General features: G+C 52.7%; 16 protein-coding genes. 14 read left to right on the top strand and 2 right to left on the bottom strand.

Going from position 1 to position 15,616, the window contains the following annotated elements:
* Positions 1-30 precede the first annotated feature (30 nt).
* The 4 genes from GP475_RS05860 to GP475_RS05845 are packed head-to-tail and all read left to right on the top strand — an operon-like array spanning position 31 to position 5,434.
* Positions 31-2,712, top strand: a complete 2,682-nt coding sequence (locus GP475_RS05860) for a DEAD/DEAH box helicase (RefSeq protein ID WP_187975672.1) — start codon at positions 31-33, stop codon at positions 2,710-2,712.
* Between the two features lie 40 nt (positions 2,713-2,752).
* Positions 2,753-3,886, top strand: coding sequence for a M24 family metallopeptidase (locus tag GP475_RS05855; RefSeq protein WP_187975671.1), 1,134 nt, complete (start codon positions 2,753-2,755; stop codon positions 3,884-3,886).
* A gap of 4 nt (positions 3,887-3,890) precedes the next feature.
* Positions 3,891-4,652, top strand: a complete 762-nt coding sequence (locus tag GP475_RS05850; RefSeq protein ID WP_187975813.1) for an SDR family NAD(P)-dependent oxidoreductase — start codon at positions 3,891-3,893, stop codon at positions 4,650-4,652.
* A 41-nt stretch (positions 4,653-4,693) separates the two neighbouring features.
* Positions 4,694-5,434 (top strand): precorrin-6A/cobalt-precorrin-6A reductase, encoded by a 741-nt coding sequence (locus GP475_RS05845; RefSeq protein WP_187975670.1) that lies wholly within the window; start codon positions 4,694-4,696, stop codon positions 5,432-5,434.
* Here the strand turns inward: GP475_RS05845 and GP475_RS05840 are convergent, their stop codons facing one another.
* Positions 5,435-6,136: a hypothetical protein gene (locus GP475_RS05840; protein WP_187975669.1), complete on the bottom strand. Its 702-nt coding sequence runs from the start codon at positions 6,134-6,136 to the stop codon at positions 5,435-5,437.
* A gap of 36 nt (positions 6,137-6,172) precedes the next feature.
* Between GP475_RS05840 and GP475_RS05835 the strand changes: the two genes are divergently transcribed.
* Genes GP475_RS05835 through GP475_RS05820 form a run of 4 tightly spaced genes read left to right on the top strand, consistent with a single transcriptional unit; the run spans position 6,173 to position 10,415 of the window.
* Entirely contained in the window at positions 6,173-7,480 is a 1,308-nt protein-coding gene (locus tag GP475_RS05835) for a lipase family protein (protein ID WP_187975668.1), read from the top strand.
* 11 nt (positions 7,481-7,491) lie between these two features.
* Positions 7,492-8,061 (top strand): FxsA family protein, encoded by a 570-nt coding sequence (locus GP475_RS05830; RefSeq protein WP_187975667.1) that lies wholly within the window; start codon positions 7,492-7,494, stop codon positions 8,059-8,061.
* A 33-nt stretch (positions 8,062-8,094) separates the two neighbouring features.
* Positions 8,095-9,594, top strand: coding sequence for an apolipoprotein N-acyltransferase (gene lnt / locus GP475_RS05825; protein WP_187975812.1), 1,500 nt, complete (start codon positions 8,095-8,097; stop codon positions 9,592-9,594).
* Entirely contained in the window at positions 9,591-10,415 is an 825-nt protein-coding gene (locus GP475_RS05820) for a polyprenol monophosphomannose synthase (RefSeq protein WP_187975666.1), read from the top strand. Before lnt ends, GP475_RS05820 begins: the two co-directional genes overlap by 4 nt.
* Positions 10,416-10,505: 90 nt before the next feature.
* Here the strand turns inward: GP475_RS05820 and GP475_RS05815 are convergent, their stop codons facing one another.
* Positions 10,506-10,895 carry an RNA polymerase-binding protein RbpA gene (locus GP475_RS05815; RefSeq protein WP_187975665.1) on the bottom strand — a complete coding sequence of 130 codons (390 nt, stop codon included), beginning with the start codon at positions 10,893-10,895 and terminating at the stop codon, positions 10,506-10,508.
* A gap of 125 nt (positions 10,896-11,020) precedes the next feature.
* On the opposite strand from GP475_RS05815, the gene GP475_RS05810 reads away from it, so the two are divergent.
* From GP475_RS05810 to GP475_RS05785, 6 genes are all read left to right on the top strand, one after another.
* On the top strand, positions 11,021-11,353 hold the full coding sequence (locus GP475_RS05810) for a hypothetical protein (protein ID WP_394367418.1): 333 nt from the start codon (positions 11,021-11,023) through the stop codon (positions 11,351-11,353).
* A 2-nt stretch (positions 11,354-11,355) separates the two neighbouring features.
* Positions 11,356-12,072 (top strand): YceI family protein, encoded by a 717-nt coding sequence (locus tag GP475_RS05805; RefSeq protein ID WP_187975664.1) that lies wholly within the window; start codon positions 11,356-11,358, stop codon positions 12,070-12,072.
* Between the two features lie 14 nt (positions 12,073-12,086).
* Positions 12,087-12,284: a hypothetical protein gene (locus GP475_RS05800; protein WP_187975663.1), complete on the top strand. Its 198-nt coding sequence runs from the start codon at positions 12,087-12,089 to the stop codon at positions 12,282-12,284.
* A gap of 144 nt (positions 12,285-12,428) precedes the next feature.
* Entirely contained in the window at positions 12,429-12,947 is a 519-nt protein-coding gene (locus GP475_RS05795; protein ID WP_187975662.1) for a MarR family winged helix-turn-helix transcriptional regulator, read from the top strand.
* Positions 12,944-14,143, top strand: coding sequence for an MFS transporter (locus GP475_RS05790; RefSeq protein WP_223144681.1), 1,200 nt, complete (start codon positions 12,944-12,946; stop codon positions 14,141-14,143). Before GP475_RS05795 ends, GP475_RS05790 begins: the two co-directional genes overlap by 4 nt.
* Before the next feature lie 99 nt (positions 14,144-14,242).
* Positions 14,243-15,601 carry an MFS transporter gene (locus GP475_RS05785; protein WP_187975661.1) on the top strand — a complete coding sequence of 453 codons (1,359 nt, stop codon included), beginning with the start codon at positions 14,243-14,245 and terminating at the stop codon, positions 15,599-15,601.
* Positions 15,602-15,616 lie beyond the last annotated feature (15 nt).

The raw sequence follows: 15,616 nt of genomic DNA, 5'->3' as shown, positions 1-15,616 counted from the left end.
TAAATCTCACTCTTCAGTACCGTAGATACCATGTCATCGTTCCTGGCGGAATTCTCACAGAGCCTTTCTTTCCCTCTGGATCATTTTCAAAAAGATGCGTGTCGTCATATCGAATCAGGGGAGGGCGTTCTCCTTTGCGCACCTACCGGTGCCGGGAAAACTATCGTCGGCGAATTTGCGGTAGCTTTAGCGCTGTCTCAGGGCACAAAGTGTTTCTACACCACGCCGATTAAAGCCCTTAGTAACCAAAAATTCCATGACTTCCAAGAACACTATGGTCCCGAGACAGTCGGCCTATTAACTGGCGACGTCACAGTCAATCCGGACGCGGATATCGTGGTCATGACTACTGAAGTCCTCCGGAACATGATTTATTCTCAATCACTCCGGCTGGACCGTCTTTCTCATGTGGTCATGGATGAGATTCACTACCTTGCAGATCGCTCCCGCGGACCAGTCTGGGAAGAAATCATTCTCAACCTGCCCGCGGATATCTCCATCATCGGGCTTTCTGCTACGGTTTCCAACTCCGAAGAATTTGGTCGCTGGCTTTCTGAGGTTCGTGGCGACACTGCAGTCATCGTTACTGAACACCGACCCGTACCGCTAAACCAATGGATGATGGTGGGATCAACTCTCTATCCACTTTTTGATCCCTCCTACGACACCAAGCCACCGCTTAACCCCAAGCTACTGACCGCAATTGAGCGCCGAGAACAGCGAAGCCAGCGTCGAGCAATCATAGGTCGCCCGCAAGCCATTGACTCTTTGCAGAAACGCTCCATGCTTCCTGCCATCTTCTTCATCTTTTCTCGTTCTGGGTGTGGCGCAGCACTCCACCAATGCCTTCGTTCTCACCTCACCCTCACAACTCAAGAGGAAGCAGAAGAAATCGGCCGGCTGGTTGATACCGGGGTAGCAGATATTCCGATCGAAGATCTTGAGGTCTTAGATTTTCCGCGTTGGCGCGCTGCATTAACTCGTGGTTGTGCAGCTCACCACGCCGGGATGCTCCCAGCTTTTCGCCACATCGTCGAGGAACTTTTTTCCCGAGGGCTACTTAAGGTAGTTTTCGCTACGGAAACCCTAGCCCTGGGGATCAATATGCCAGCACGCACGGTGGTGTTAGAGCGGCTTATCAAATTCAACGGCGAAGCGCATGTGGACCTCACCCCAGGTGAATACACTCAGCTCACTGGGCGCGCCGGACGACGCGGAATAGATCAGGTAGGACACGCGGTAGTGCACTGGGCGCCAACCCTGGATCCAGAGGCTGTTGCTGGTTTGGCAAGCACCCGCACCTACCCCCTCAATTCTACTTTTACCCCTGGTTATAACATGACGGTGAATCTGCTCAGCACTAGGAGTTATGAGGATTCCATCTCGCTTATTGAGCAGTCATTCGCCCAATTCCAAGCTCACGGATCTATTGTTGGTGATGCTCGGTCTATAACCCGTTTAGAAGAACAACTTAGTGGCCTGGAACACCAGTTGGATCAGGAATTAGAGCAGCGACGCCCAGCGCTGGGACCTGAGGATGACGCGGCTAATCTCCTGGTGGAGTATATGAAAATTCGTCGGGATCTCACTGAGGCGGAGAAAGATCATCGACGTCGAGGGGTCATGGAGCGGGAAAAGGAAGTTCGGGCTGTCTTGGCTCGGCTGGGGTACGGTGAGGTGATTGCCATGCCCGGGAAAAAGCGTCCGGTGATGGCGGTAGTGGTGAAGCCAGCTCAGCGACCGCAGGATCCTCGGCCCATGGTGATTACTGAAACTGGGTGGTGCGGCCGGATCAAAGTTGCCGAGTTTGCTAACCCTCCGGTTGCGGTGGGGCAGATGAAACTTCCACGGGGGATGGCTCAACCCGGTCGAAAAAATACCCGGTATGTGATGGATAATTTTCGGCGTCATAGTTATGGGAGGCCTAAAAAATTACGGCAGCGGGCGCGAATCAAACCCAGCTCTAAGATTATTGATCTTCGACAACAGCTCAGAGACCATCCGGTTCATCAGTGGCCGGCGAATGATCGAGAATATCTAGCGAGAACAGCGGCCCGCGTGGTAGAAACCCGGACTGAGATTAGTCGGCGCAAACGTCGGATCTCTGGAGCTACGGACACCTTAGCCCGGACTTTTGAACAAATTACGGCGTTGCTAACCGAATTGGGGTATTTAACCATTCAGGATGGTCAGCCCGTCGTTACCGAGGAAGGCCAACGCCTGGCGCAGCTTCACCACCCAGCCGACCTCTTAATTGCCCAATGCTTGAGGTCAGGGATCTGGGACAACCTGGATCCGGCTGAACTAGCAGGTATTGCAGCCTTGTGCACGTTTGAGAATCGTCAGGATTTATCCTCTGATACCGAGGTCCCCACAGAGGCGTTAGCAACCGCTATGAACGCCACCGAATCATTGTGGTCAGAGTTGATCAATAGCGAACAACGCCACCACCTTGACATGACTAGGCTGCTGGAACCGGGTTTTTCTACGGCAATTCATCAATGGACAGCGGGAGCGCCCTTGGATTACTGTTTGGCCGCAGCACATGCTTCAGGGGCGGAATTAAGTCCTGGTGACTTTGTCCGCTGGTGCCGTCAAGTGGTTGATCTGCTTCGTCAAATAGAAAACACCAGTACATATGAACCCCTGCAGCTTCATGCGCGCCAAGCAATCCAGGCCATTCAACGAGGAGTGGTCACCTTAGATCCCTAGATCACCCGCATTCGGTTGTCCGATAGCTACCATGGTGAGCATGAGTGATTCTGTACTGCTTTTCCCGAGCTCTGTTTATGCCGATCGCCTTGATCGGGCGACGGAGATCATCCATCAGCAGGGGTTGTCGGGAATGATTATCGGCACCGGCGCTGAATTCGCCTATTTAACTGGCTCATGGGTATCTACTCATGAGCGTTTCACTGCTCTCGTGCTTAGCGCTGATGGTCCGGCCAGCATCATTATCCCCGAGGTCGATGCCGGTGATCTCCAACAGTCCGCCGTGCCTGATCTCGATATCAATATTATCGGCTGGAGTGATGGCGATAATGCTCACCTCTTAGCAGCTCAGCAGTTCCACTCAGATGGCCCCGTGGCCTTAGGTTCCAGTTTGACGACCGCTCACGTCTTAGCGCTCCAAAACCTCCTGGCCCCACGCCAATCCCAACTGGCTTCTCGTATCTTATCCGGGCTTTTTGGGACAAAAGATGACGCTGAGCTAGAACAGCTCTCCGGTGCAGCGCAAGCTATTGATGAAGTTCACGCTCAGGTACCGCAGCTACTCCAACCTGGGCGCACCGAGGAGGAGGTAGCGAAAGACATTGAGAAACTCATTCTAGAAAAACACTCCGCCGTGGATTTCATCATCGTAGGTTCTGGACCTCATGGCGCTAATCCACACCACTCTTTCTCCCAACGAGTTCTCGAAGTCGGCGACCCCGTGGTGGTCGACATCGGCGGCACCTTCGGACCTGGATACCACTCTGACTGCACTCGAACCTATGTGGTGGGAGGCGTCGACGCGATTGCTCAGGCTCCAGCCGAATTCCGCGACTATTATCAAATCCTCTACCGGGCCCAAGAAGAAGCCTGTCAGGCTGTCCGCCCAGGAATCCCGGCGTCAACCATTGATAATATTGCCCGCAGTATTATCACCGACGCTGGTTACGGGGAAGCATTCTTTCACCGCACGGGCCATGGAATTGGGTTATCGACCCACGAAGAACCCAACATTTCCGCGGATAATGACCTTATCCTCGCGCCGGGAATGTGTTTTTCCGTCGAACCGGGAATCTACCTGAGCGGTCAACACGGCGCACGCATCGAAGACATCATGGTCGTTACCGAGGATGGCGGACGTCGCCTCAATAATCAGCCCCGTGAACTACGCTAAACCTATGGTCTTGGTCCGACGTACCCGCGAACAACCTGGGGCTCTTGTGATTCTAGGCGCCACCAGTGATATCGGTAGTCAGCTCGCCCTCAAGTTATGTGGTGGGCGCAGAGTCCACCTTGCTGCTCGTCGGCCAGAGGCTCTGGGAAGCCTCAGCGCCCAGCTTCGCCAAGCTGGCGCAGAAGAGGTTTGTCTCCATGAATTTGAAGCCACCTCCCCTGACGCTACCGCCCAGGTTCTCGAAGCCATTCCAGAAGATATTGCATGTGCCGTCCTCAGCTTCGGGATTCTTGGAGATCAAACTCGCGCTGAAGAATCCGCTCGCCACACCTGGGATATAGCGACGGTGGATTACACGGCTCAACTTGCGGCTCTTCATACTTTGGCTGCTCGACTCATCCGCCAAAAGGAAAGAAGTACTCTTGTCGCTTTTTCTTCCATCGCCGGCTGGCGAGCCCGTCGCGCCAACTACGTCTACGGCTCCACCAAAGCGGGGTTGGATGCTTTTTGTCAGGGTCTCACGGACCGCCTGGCTACTACCTCTGTCCGCATGATTACTGTCCGCCCGGGTTTTGTGATCGGGTCAATGACCAGCGGGATGAAACCAGCACCCTTGTCGGTCTACCCCGAAGATGTAGCCAACGCGGTGATCGCCGGGATGCGTCGTCGACGGAGTCTCACCATCTGGGTACCCCACAGGCTACGACTCCTAGCATGGGTGATGTCGCTGATACCACGTCCACTGTGGCGGCACATGCCTCGATAGTCACGTGTTCCGAGTCTCCATAGGTAGAAGAGAAGGTGAGTATGCGGGTTCTGATAATAGGTGGTTCTGAGCCGGCTCACATGTTGGCCCACGAACTCGTCCAGCGTCAATGGTGGGTAACCACTGTCCTTCCTGAACCGGGCCTAGCACCCGCTGGTCAGGTGCGCATTGGGGATCTTGGCGGACCCGCTGGGCTGGCCCGCTTCATCATCAATCATGGGGTGGAATTTATCATTGATGCTTCTCATCCCTTCGCGGAAACACCCAGTTTGCATGCTTCAGAAGCGGCACGGGCTACCGGGACACCCTATTTTCAACTCACTCAACCTCCATGGCAACCAGGGCCTCAAGACCGTTGGCAAATAGTGGGGGATACCGGGACTGCAGCACGACTCTGCGCCAGGAATTTCCACCACATCCTTTTAGACTTCTGGAAGGCTCCTCACCTGGCGCAGGATTTTCACGAGGATCATGACAATCTTTATGTTCTTCGGACCCCGGCTCAGGGCCGTGGCCGTTCCGCGCCGGGACGAACCCCACCACGATTCCGGATCTTGCCTACCCCTCCCAGTGACGTGAGCGTGGAAAAACAGCTTCTGCGAGACAACCAGATTGACGGGATAGTTCTGCGCAACACCGGAGACTCTTCTGCTGAGCCGACCCTTGATGCCGCCCGGGAGTTGGCGATTCCCGTGGTGCTCATTGACCGACCTCCAACACCGCCAGCCCTTGTGCAATGCCATAGCCTCGCTGAGGTTTTAGATGCTCTTCACGCACGCTAGTTAATGATCTAGGACGTCGTATTCGCCTTCACCGGTGGCTTGATAAAGCTGATGCGGACCCTGTGGTTGTCCGCAGCGTTGGCGACACCCCACCAAATGAACATGCGAGGCAAGTGGGGTAGTGGCTAATTGAGAAGCGTCATGACGAACATAAGATAGTGCGTGAGAGCAGTGCGGCGCCCCAATACAGGCACTAATCCGATTCCACGAAGAGTGTTCATCGAAGATTAATCCCGCCGGCGCCAAAATTCTGAGAATCTGTTCAGCCAGCGCCTCGGGAAGCCCAGAAATGAGGAGTCGGCGTTGGTGGTTGATGCGTGTTGGATGATCTATGGCCGCCAATATTTCAGCGATCTGCGCCGGAAGAATTCCCAATTTCACGCCGGCCCCTAAGTCTACGGGTGCGGATTTTTGCTCCTGTATCCACCCAATAGAAATTGAGCTAGATTCCTGCGGTGACACATCATTTCCCCATTCCATGCTGGAAATAGCGGTACAGACATCACCGATTTTCGCTTCCTCTAGTCCACGGATTCTGATATTGCCACTATCAGTGAGATAAAGATGCTGATCTGTTTGCTGTGCCAACTCCGCTAATTCTCCCCAGGTAGATCCTGGGATCCACCGATTATTTACGGGCACTCTTAAACTGACACCATCAGCAGCCCGTAGTATGTGGAGAGAATTAGAATCGACATTCATAATCTTTATCCTAAAGGCGCCGAATAGAGTCAGAAAATGAGTACGGGAGTTTATTATTCCGGAGCTACGTCCGCTCTAATACGTACCCTTATCCCGTTAGTATCGGATACTGCCCAAGGTATGGCTCGACGAATCTTATTCAGGTCGCCGCAACCACCACACGCACATGACGTAGATGCCTCCCTGGCACCCTCATTTTCAAGCCCGGCCGAACTAGCGCATTATCAGCGCGGAGAATTGCTTTCAGCACAGCATCAACCAGTTCTAGGCACCCACAACCTCTACAACCCGGCTACCAGTTACCACTTCAGCTATGTCACCGAAGATGCACGCGGAAGAAAACTGGCAGCAACCGGCGCCGCGTTTTTCTCCCACCGCACACATCCATTCGGAATTCGTCCCACGATCGCCTTTGCCCCCTCCACGCAAGGAGTCGCCTCCCACTGCGACCCCAGCGTCAGTTGCGTGGTAGGAGTGGCGGGATATATTAAACCAGCCCTTGATGCCATTGTCTCCTATGAACAGCCCGTCATTAACTACTTTCTAGCTCGCGGAGCAAATGTCGTCATTACTGACTATCCCCGTGATCCTGACCTTGGAATTCAGCTCTATTGTGACCACCAATCCGGTGCCTTTGCTCTCTGGGACGCCGTACTCGCTGCGCAATCGCTGGGACTCAACCCTGAGGCGCCCGTAGGGGTCTGGGGATTTTCTCAAGGAGGTGGTGCTGGAGCGGCTCTCGTCGAACATTTATCTACTCAATCTCAATGTTCCGCGCACGCAGCAGTGATCGGTGCACCACCGTCACGGTTGGACGAAGTTTTGTCCTATGTTGATGGTGGCCTAGCTACTGGTGTCATTGCCTATACCACAGCAGGTTTGCTGGTCAGCTCAGCAGATATCCGAAGCGAGATTTTAGGGCAACTGGATAATAGCGGTCTAAAGAAGGTACTCGACGCCAGTACCACCTGTAGTATTGGCGTTGCACTTCACTATGGATGGCAAAACTCATCCCAATGGACAACAAGCCATCGACGATTAGCAGAACTCTTAGACGAAACACCTGCCGTAAAACGGGAACTAGAGGATCGTAGATTAGGTAAAACTCCACCTACTATGCCGGTGCTGTTATGGGGATCCACCCATGACGATGTGGTACCTATTTCTCAGGTACGGGAATTAAAGCAATTATGGGAAAAACAGGGTGCCAGAATCCAGTGGCGGGAAAATTCTCTTCCCCGCATTCCTGGGCGAAGCTGCATAAACCATTTTCTTCCGTACTATCAGCATTTCACCAGCGATGCTTCATGGCTTCTTGACCACTTAAGCAGTAAGACTGGGTAGGGTTGATAAGCGTGCCACTTTTACTAACCATTCCTTATGTTTTCACTGAAGCCCTGGCCTTTTGGGGAGTCGCGCATTGGATCGGAACCGGATGGGCGTTATTGCTCTTATTCGCCTTCTTCATCATCGGAATATTGCTTGTTCGCCTAGAGCTACGAAAACTCGCTTTGAAAGCCTCTCGAGGTCAAGAAGATCCTGGTACAGCCGTGGGGGACTTAGGGTTAATCTTGGCGGGATGTTTATTACTGGCCTTACCTGGATTTGTCAGTGGAATTCTGGGGTTGCTCCTCGTGCTTTCACCTACCCGAGGTATGTTCCGTCGACTTTTAGCTCGAAAAGTGCGCAATCGTATCGAAAATATCGGAATCCGCACCTTTGAAAGAACCGGACAATTTCGGCATTTCCAATACGGTGATGTCCGCCCAACCGCAAACCCAGATTCTCCCCATCACGACACAGCACCAGATGTCATTGATGAAACTGAGATTCAACGGTGGACAGAAAACCTTACCCCCGAGGATTTTCAGGACGCGCCTAAAAACGGTGACAGTACCAACCATCCAGATCAAAAGAATAACTAAGAATTCGTGGTTATCTTCCTTCGCCTCATCCTCATGGCCGCCTCAGGGCTGGGTTATTACGCCTCTTTCGAACCCTTGGGGTGGTGGCCAGCCGGTATTCTTTCCATCATTTTCCTTATCCTCGGGCTCTCCCCATGGAACTCGCCCACCCGATTATCCAGCACCGTGAGTGCACGATGGGGCATGGTTCTAGGTTTCACGCAATCCCTCGTCGCGTTTCTTTTCTTGCTTCCCTGGGTTGGCGAATTCGTAGGGAAAACACCCTATCTGGCTTTAGTTTTCGCCTTAAGTCTCTATGGAATTCTTCTGGGCGGTGTTGGTGCGCTGATATTAAAACAACGATGGGGACTAACAGGCTTTGTGCTATTTTTCGTGTCCGTCGAATATTTCCGCAGTTCCTGGCCTTTTGGCGGGTTCTCCTGGGTTCGTCTCGCTTGGGGTCAAATCGACGGCCCGTTCGCATCACTAGCTCGCTGGGGAGGACCCGCGCTCGTCACCGCCGCCACAGTAGGATGCGCAGCAAGTTTGCTGGCGTTAGTGTGGCATAGCAAGCGCACCATGTCAGTTCTCTCGCTGAGTGTTATCGCCCTAGCGACGATCCTTGCCCATAGTCAGGTTAATAATCCAGATAACACGGTGGGCTTTCGTACAGTGGCCGCTATCCAGGGCAATGTTCCCCGAATGGGTTTGGATTTCAATGCGCAACGGCGAGCTGTGTTGACAAACCATGTGCGCGAAAGCGAAAAGGTTACAGAGCCGGTTGATTTTATGATCTGGCCGGAGAATTCAGTTGATGTGAACCCTTTGCGCGATCCTCAATCTGCGCAGCTAGTTGAGGAGGCCTTACAGCATTCTGGTGTTCCCATCCTCATTGGGACGATTACCGAGGATGAGGTGGGGGATCGCAACACTATGTTGGTTATGGACCCTAAGGCTGGTCCCCAGGATTTTCACTACAAAAAATATCTACAGCCGTTTGGGGAATACATGCCCATGCGCAATCTTCTGCGGCATGTCAGTAAATATGTTGATCTAGCTGGAAATTTCCAACCTGGAACCGGGGACGGTGTGGTGACTATCGCCGGCATCAAATTAGGAATTGCTACCTGCTATGAAGTGGCTTTTGATAATGCCGGAAGAGACGCTGTGCTTCACGGCGCCCAACTTTTAAGCACACCTACAAATAACGCTACTTTTGGTTTTACGAATATGACCTATCAACAATTAGCAATGAGCCGAATGCGTGCTCTCGAACTAGATAGGGCAGTAGTAGTGAGCGCAACGTCCGGAGTGTCGGCCATGGTCCAGCCGGATGGAACAGTCAGCCAATCAACCCGCATTTTTGAGGCTAATCATTTAGTTGCCGAATTGCCCTTAAGAGATAATCTCACCTTTGCTGCGCGCTATGGTGTTATTGTTCAACTGCTGATGGTTATTATGGGTGTTTTGAGTGGTGCGATAGCGCTATTCAAACATCAATTTCATCCTGTGTCAGCACAGCAAAAGAGGGCAAGAAAGAAGAGGAAGAAATGACAAACCCCTCCGATCTGACTCTGGTGGTTATCCCGACCTACAACGAGTTGGAAAACCTACCGCTGATTGTTGGCAGAGTTCGCTCCGCGATGCCCACGGTAGATGTCTTGGTGGTGGATGACAATAGCCCTGATGGAACCGGGGAAAAAGCCGACGAGTTAGCCGCCCAGGATAGCCAGATCCACGTCTTACATCGCAAAGGTAAAGAAGGACTCTGCGCTGCCTATATGGCTGGATTCACCTGGGGCGTTGAGCATGATTACCAGGTGATTTGTGAGATGGATGCTGATGGCTCCCACGCCCCGGAGCAACTTCATCTGCTCTTAGCGGAAATTGACAACGGCGCGGATCTAGTGATCGGATCTCGGTATATTGACGGCGGCAAGGTGGTCAATTGGCCCAAGAAGCGGTGGATTCTTTCCCGCGGCGGAAATATTTATATCTCTGCTGCACTTGGTGCTGGACTTAGCGATATGACCGCTGGCTACCGGGCTTATCGTCGTGAGCTGTTAGAGAAACTTGACTTAGATGCGTTATCCCACGCCGGATATATTTTCCAAGTTGAGCTTGCGTGGCGGGCGGTCGAAGCTGGCGCCGATGTGTGTGAGGTACCTATCACGTTCACTGAACGAGAAATAGGCGAGTCCAAGCTAGATGGCTCTTTTGTGAAAGACTCGCTACTGGAAGTGACTAAGTGGGGTATCCAGCACCGCCTCAGTCAGCTCCAGGAACTTCGCGGCATTTTTACCACCCTTGCCAGAGAACGCGCTCGTAAACGTCGTGAGTTAAAAGCTCGACGCCGGATGCGTGACGCCGATTAATCCAGCCTAAGAAAAACCCCGTTTCCGTTGATTTTTCTCACACCAAGCGGAACGGGGCTGGAAAAATAGGGTAGTGGGGGGGCGCTCCTCCTACTGCTTTGCCTCTTGAGCCTCTTGCTCTTTTTGCTGCTTTAGCAGTTTCGCTGCATTGCGTCGACGTTTACGCAATTGCTCAATTCTTTCTTCTAACAGAGCATCGAGCTCTTCAATGCTGCGGCGCTCGCACAACATATCCCAATGGGTGCGCGGTGGCTTAGCTGGCTTGGCTTCAGTGCCTTCACCTTCAATAAGGATGCCTTCTTTGCCGTTTTTGCACATCCAGGTGCCTGGGATTTCTGCATCCTCAGCAAAAGGAACTTCATACACCTCACCGTCTTCGGTGCGATATTTCACCATTTGACGGGGAGCTAGATCGTGGTCCCGATCAGTCTCATAGCTCACAGCACCCATCCGGCTGCCACGAAGCACGCGGTCTGCCATTTAGACATCAGTCCTTTCCAGGTAGTGGATGCACCCTATAGCCCTATAGGAGGCACAGTAGACACTACAGTATAACGAAAGGCGATAATACTTTGTTCCCGGAGATATAGGTTAGGATGGTACGGGTGAAAGCTAGGCCCTCACCAGCACCAACCTGTGAATGGTGTGGCACCCCAATAAAAATCATTCGCCGTGGTCGACCAAAGAAGTACTGCAGTGCATCGTGCCGCCAGCAGGCATATCAACACCGTCAGCAGCGAGTGCTGGAGAGTTTACCCACGGGAAGCATTATCATCCCTCCGGAGCAGGTGGAAGAGTATCGTGATGATTTGTATGCTTTGCGGTGCGCCGCAGAGGATATGGTGTCAGCTGTTCATGATGGCGCTGATTACTCAGAGATGAAGACATTATGTCAGGAATTAGTAGTCCTGGCGAGGAAAGTTGAGAAGTTCAGGTAGGTATGGGAACGCCGCGACGCAAACCACAGCGTAACAACAAGGTAGTAGTAATTCTTTCTGTTCTGATTGTGCTCCTTGTGCTGGCTGGGATAGCTCCCATGGTTGTCTCACATATGATGGGCGCCGGTACTAAAACCGAAGCGCTTAATGCCGATCATGCCAAACCAGCTAGTACTGACTTAGCCGGGCATTGGGAAGTCGCCAAAGGCAAGGCACCTAATAGCTCAGCAGTGGGATTTACGTTCGAAGAAATCTTACCGAGTGGACATAAGACGACGTCGGGCACGACGCACGAGGTCAGCGGCGCTATTGATATTGATGGCGAGCAGCTCCGGAGTGGTGACATCACTGTCCAAATGGGCAATATCACCACGGATGAAGCCAAACGGGATATTAGTGTTCGCAATAAGTTGCTGTTTACTGATAAATTCCCGGAATCTTCCTTTCGGTTAACCAGCCCTGTGGACCTTAGCGGAATTCCTGGTAACGGTAACCCCGGAACCGTGAAACTCACTGGCGATATTACTATTCTGGGGAAAACAAAAGAGATTAGCGAAGACTTCCTCGTTCTTCGTGATGGCGATAGTCTCATCGCCTCAGCCAACATTCCTATTAACCGTGAGGATTTTGGCGTAATAACCCCGGATTTTATTGCTGCCAAGGTAGCAAAAGACGGTGAACTCAATATCCGGCTTGCCTTTAAGAAGACCTCAGATTAACAGGCGGCCAAGACATGTCCCTAAACCCACGTAATTATTTTTGGTATCTCTGCGTCCGCCTCATCATCCTCATCGCGTTCCTTATCTACATCCTCATGTCTCACGGAGCGGGGTTGCTCGTGGCGTTGTGCCTGATATTGATTGCACTGAGCGTGTGGCAACTTAAGTCTGCGTATCCGCACTTTAAAGAATCCCGCACAAACACTGATTAGGACACCCGGGCGTCGCCTCATCTGCCGGAGAGTGCGAAGAATTGTCCGATAATGTACATTATGTCATTTTATATTTACACTTTCACGCTGGGAAATGCATCCACATAGGCCGAGTGTATAGATTACAAATGTATTCTGGCTCTTATGACCAACCAATCCCCCCATGGGCATTCCCATGAACACGATCCAACAACCGACCCGACGTTCGAAACTGGAAGTCCAGACTGGTGGTCGGAGTTAATGCTGCTGACTAATCGTTTCTCTCGCCACTCCTTAAGCCTGGCAGGATTACCACCTACATCAGCGAGCTGGCGGATTCTCGGCCACCTTGCTCGCCGTGGACCGCTATGCATCGGCGAACTAGCTGATCTTGAGATGACCGCTCAGCCTACCGCTTCCCGCGTCATCAAACGACTCGCAGATCAAGGTTTTGTAGAAACCCGACGCTCTCCACTGGATGGTCGTGCCACGATGGTACATTTAGCTCCGGCCGGACGTATCGAGCTTCGTGAACTACGTCATAGTGTAGCTCATAGCTTAGAGCCACTCACTGAGGTCTTATCCGACGATGAGCTAAAAATACTCGATGCCGCTCGTCCGGTTTTGGAAAAGCTTATTAATATCCATGCGCCCGACCATACTGTTGAGGAGATACCCGAGTGAGCAATCCGAAACGGACCAACTCACTATTAGCCCAGCCCCCCGAGGTCTGGGTTTTAACTTTTGCCTGCACTGTTTCCTACATGGGCTTAGGGCTCGTCGACCCGATCTTGCCGACGATTGCTCGACAGCTAAATGCCAGTGCCGGCCAAACAGAACTACTCTTTACTTCTTATCTTTTCATCACCGCGATCGTGATGTTTTTCTCCGCCTGGGTGTCAACCCGCATAGGCATTCGTCGAACATTAATCCTCGGCGTCGCTGTCATTGTTACCTTCGCCACCTTGTGCACTATCGCCGGAAGCGTAAACCACATCATTGGATTCCGTGCTGGCTGGGGCCTGGGCAACGCTTTATTTGTCTCCACCGCGCTATCCGCCATCGTCTCAGCAACATCTCACGCCACAATGGCCGTGATGTTCTATGAAGCCGCAGTGGGTCTGGGTTTTGCGTTCGGCCCGCTACTCGGCGGCCTACTGGGCGAGGTTTCTTGGCGTGGCCCCTTCGCCGGCACCGCCATCCTCATGGGCTGTGCTCTCATAGCCATCGTCATATTCTTTCAAACTCAATCCACCACATCAACACCTCCGCTCCAATTCTTCGACGGCCTTCGTGGCGCCTTCCACCCAGGTATGCGCTGGCTTGCCCTCGGAGCACTATTCTTTAATTTCTCTTTCATCATGATGCTGGTCTACTCACCTTTCCCCGTAGAGCACGCAGCCAGCATCGCCGGAATTCACTTCACCCCCATCCATTTGGGCTTTGTCTTTTTCGGTTGGGGTACCGGCTTAGCTATTTCCAGCGTCTGGGTGGCTCCGAAATTTGCTGCCAGTTTCGGTACTCAATCAGTACTCCTCACCGCCATTCTATCTGTTGCCGTAGTTCACATCCTTATGGCACTATTCTCCACCCGCGTTACTCCCCTAATCGTGGTAGTGATCATCGGCGGATTCTGCGTCGGAATTGTCAACACTCTCCTGACAACCGTTTCTATGTCAGATACCGGCCTATCTCGTCCAGTAGCGTCCTCCGCATACTCTGGCGTTCGCTTTATCGGCTCAGCCCTGGCCCCTACCTTGGTTGGTCCGCTAGAAAACTTCGGGATGGCCGCACCGCTATGGATCGCTGCCATAGCTGCTGCCAGTGCCAGCGGAATTATTTGGCTTGCCCTCAGGGATACCCCGGAACAATACGCATAAACTGTATCTCATTTTACGAGATTTGACTTCCATCAGATGGAATAGCTAGGGTTAGCCAATCATCTTTTTTCCGTATCTTTTGCTAGAAAAGGGGCCCTAGTGAGCGCACCCGTCACCACTCCGGATACCGATTCCCCGCGGCTATCCAAGAAAGACCGACGCCGCATCATCATCGGTTCAACCATCGGCACCACCATCGAGTTCTACGATTTTTATGCCTACGCCACCGCCGCAGTGGCGGTGTTCCCCTTTTTGTTCTTCCCCAAGAACGACAACCCCATGGTCGGCCTTCTGGCATCCTTCGCCACATTCGGTCTCGCCTTTTTAGCCCGACCGCTCGGATCAATCATCTTCGGACACTTCGGTGACCGCATCGGCCGCAAAGCAACCTTAGTTGGCTCCCTCCTCACCATGGGAATCGCTACCTTCATCATCGGCTGTCTCCCCACCTATGACCAAGCCGGCATCCTCGCCCCAGCTCTCCTGGCGCTGATGCGCTTTTGTCAAGGCCTGGGGCTTGGTGGTGAATGGTCCGGTGCTGCTCTGCTAGCTACCGAAACCGCCGAACCCGGTAAACGCGCCCGAGCCGCTATGTGGCCACAACTCGGTGCACCTTTTGGTTTCATCCTGGCCAACGGACTCTTTCTCGTTTTAGTAACCATCTATGGCGACTCCACCAGTGACCCAACGGCTTCCTTCTTGAACTGGGCATGGCGGATTCCTTTCTGGCTATCCATCGTTCTCGTCGGTATCGGTCTGTGGGTCCGTTTCAAACTCGATGAGACGCCAGTCTTTAAAGAGGCAGTAGATTCAGGCAAAAAAGTCACCTCCCCCCTTGCGGAGGTATTCCGCAACGCCTGGATTCCGCTTATTGCCGGAACCTTTATTATGGTCGGCTGCTACACCCTCTTCTACTTGGTGACCACCTGGATTCTTTCCTATGGCATTGGTCCCGTGGAACGCGGCATGCTAGGAATCCACTACAACGACTTCCTCGTTCTCCAGCTCATTTCGATTCTCGGCTTCGTCATCGGTATCCCAGTTTCCGGTCACCTCGCTGACGTTTATGGTCGCCGCGTGACGTTAACCTGGGTGACCTTAGCCATCATCGTCTACAGCTTTACCTTCAGCTTCTTCCTATCTCAGGATCGCGCCACCAAAGTAAGCGTCCTCATCTTCCTCTGTATCGGCATGTTCCTCATGGGTCTTATCTTCGGCCCCATGTCTGCTGTCCTACCTGAGCTCTTCCCCACCAACGTCCGCTACACCGGATCCGGAATTAGCTACAACGTCTCATCCATTCTGGGCGCAGCAATCGCTCCATTTATCGCGACCAGCTTAGCGGTCAATTATGGAGTCTCCGCTGTTGGCTTCTATCTCCTGATCGTCTCGGTCATCTCCTTGATCTCGATTCTGAAGACAAGAGAGACCCGGGACCATGATTTGAGAAAAATCTAGGCCGTCCGACGCCTA

Origin of the sequence: Corynebacterium poyangense, from assembly GCF_014522205.1 — a bacterium.
GTDB lineage: Bacteria > Actinomycetota > Actinomycetes > Mycobacteriales > Mycobacteriaceae > Corynebacterium > Corynebacterium poyangense.
Note: the sequence above shows the minus strand (reverse complement) of the source record. Positions and strands in the feature narration are given on the sequence as shown.

Coding starts and splice junctions, on each gene's coding strand:
- lnt (WP_187975812.1), top strand. CDS start 8,095: ATGGCCGCCTCAGGGCTGGGTTATTACGCCTCTTTCGAACCCTTGGGG.
- GP475_RS05800 (WP_187975663.1), top strand. CDS start 12,087: ATGTCCCTAAACCCACGTAATTATTTTTGGTATCTCTGCGTCCGCCTC.
- GP475_RS05795 (WP_187975662.1), top strand. CDS start 12,429: ATGACCAACCAATCCCCCCATGGGCATTCCCATGAACACGATCCAACA.
- GP475_RS05835 (WP_187975668.1), top strand. CDS start 6,173: ATGAGTACGGGAGTTTATTATTCCGGAGCTACGTCCGCTCTAATACGT.
- GP475_RS05840 (WP_187975669.1), bottom strand. CDS start 6,136: ATGAATGTCGATTCTAATTCTCTCCACATACTACGGGCTGCTGATGGT.
- GP475_RS05805 (WP_187975664.1), top strand. CDS start 11,356: ATGGGAACGCCGCGACGCAAACCACAGCGTAACAACAAGGTAGTAGTA.
- GP475_RS05845 (WP_187975670.1), top strand. CDS start 4,694: ATGCGGGTTCTGATAATAGGTGGTTCTGAGCCGGCTCACATGTTGGCC.
- GP475_RS05820 (WP_187975666.1), top strand. CDS start 9,591: ATGACAAACCCCTCCGATCTGACTCTGGTGGTTATCCCGACCTACAAC.
- GP475_RS05815 (WP_187975665.1), bottom strand. CDS start 10,895: ATGGCAGACCGCGTGCTTCGTGGCAGCCGGATGGGTGCTGTGAGCTAT.
- GP475_RS05860 (WP_187975672.1), top strand. CDS start 31: ATGTCATCGTTCCTGGCGGAATTCTCACAGAGCCTTTCTTTCCCTCTG.
- GP475_RS05850 (WP_187975813.1), top strand. CDS start 3,891: ATGGTCTTGGTCCGACGTACCCGCGAACAACCTGGGGCTCTTGTGATT.
- GP475_RS05855 (WP_187975671.1), top strand. CDS start 2,753: ATGAGTGATTCTGTACTGCTTTTCCCGAGCTCTGTTTATGCCGATCGC.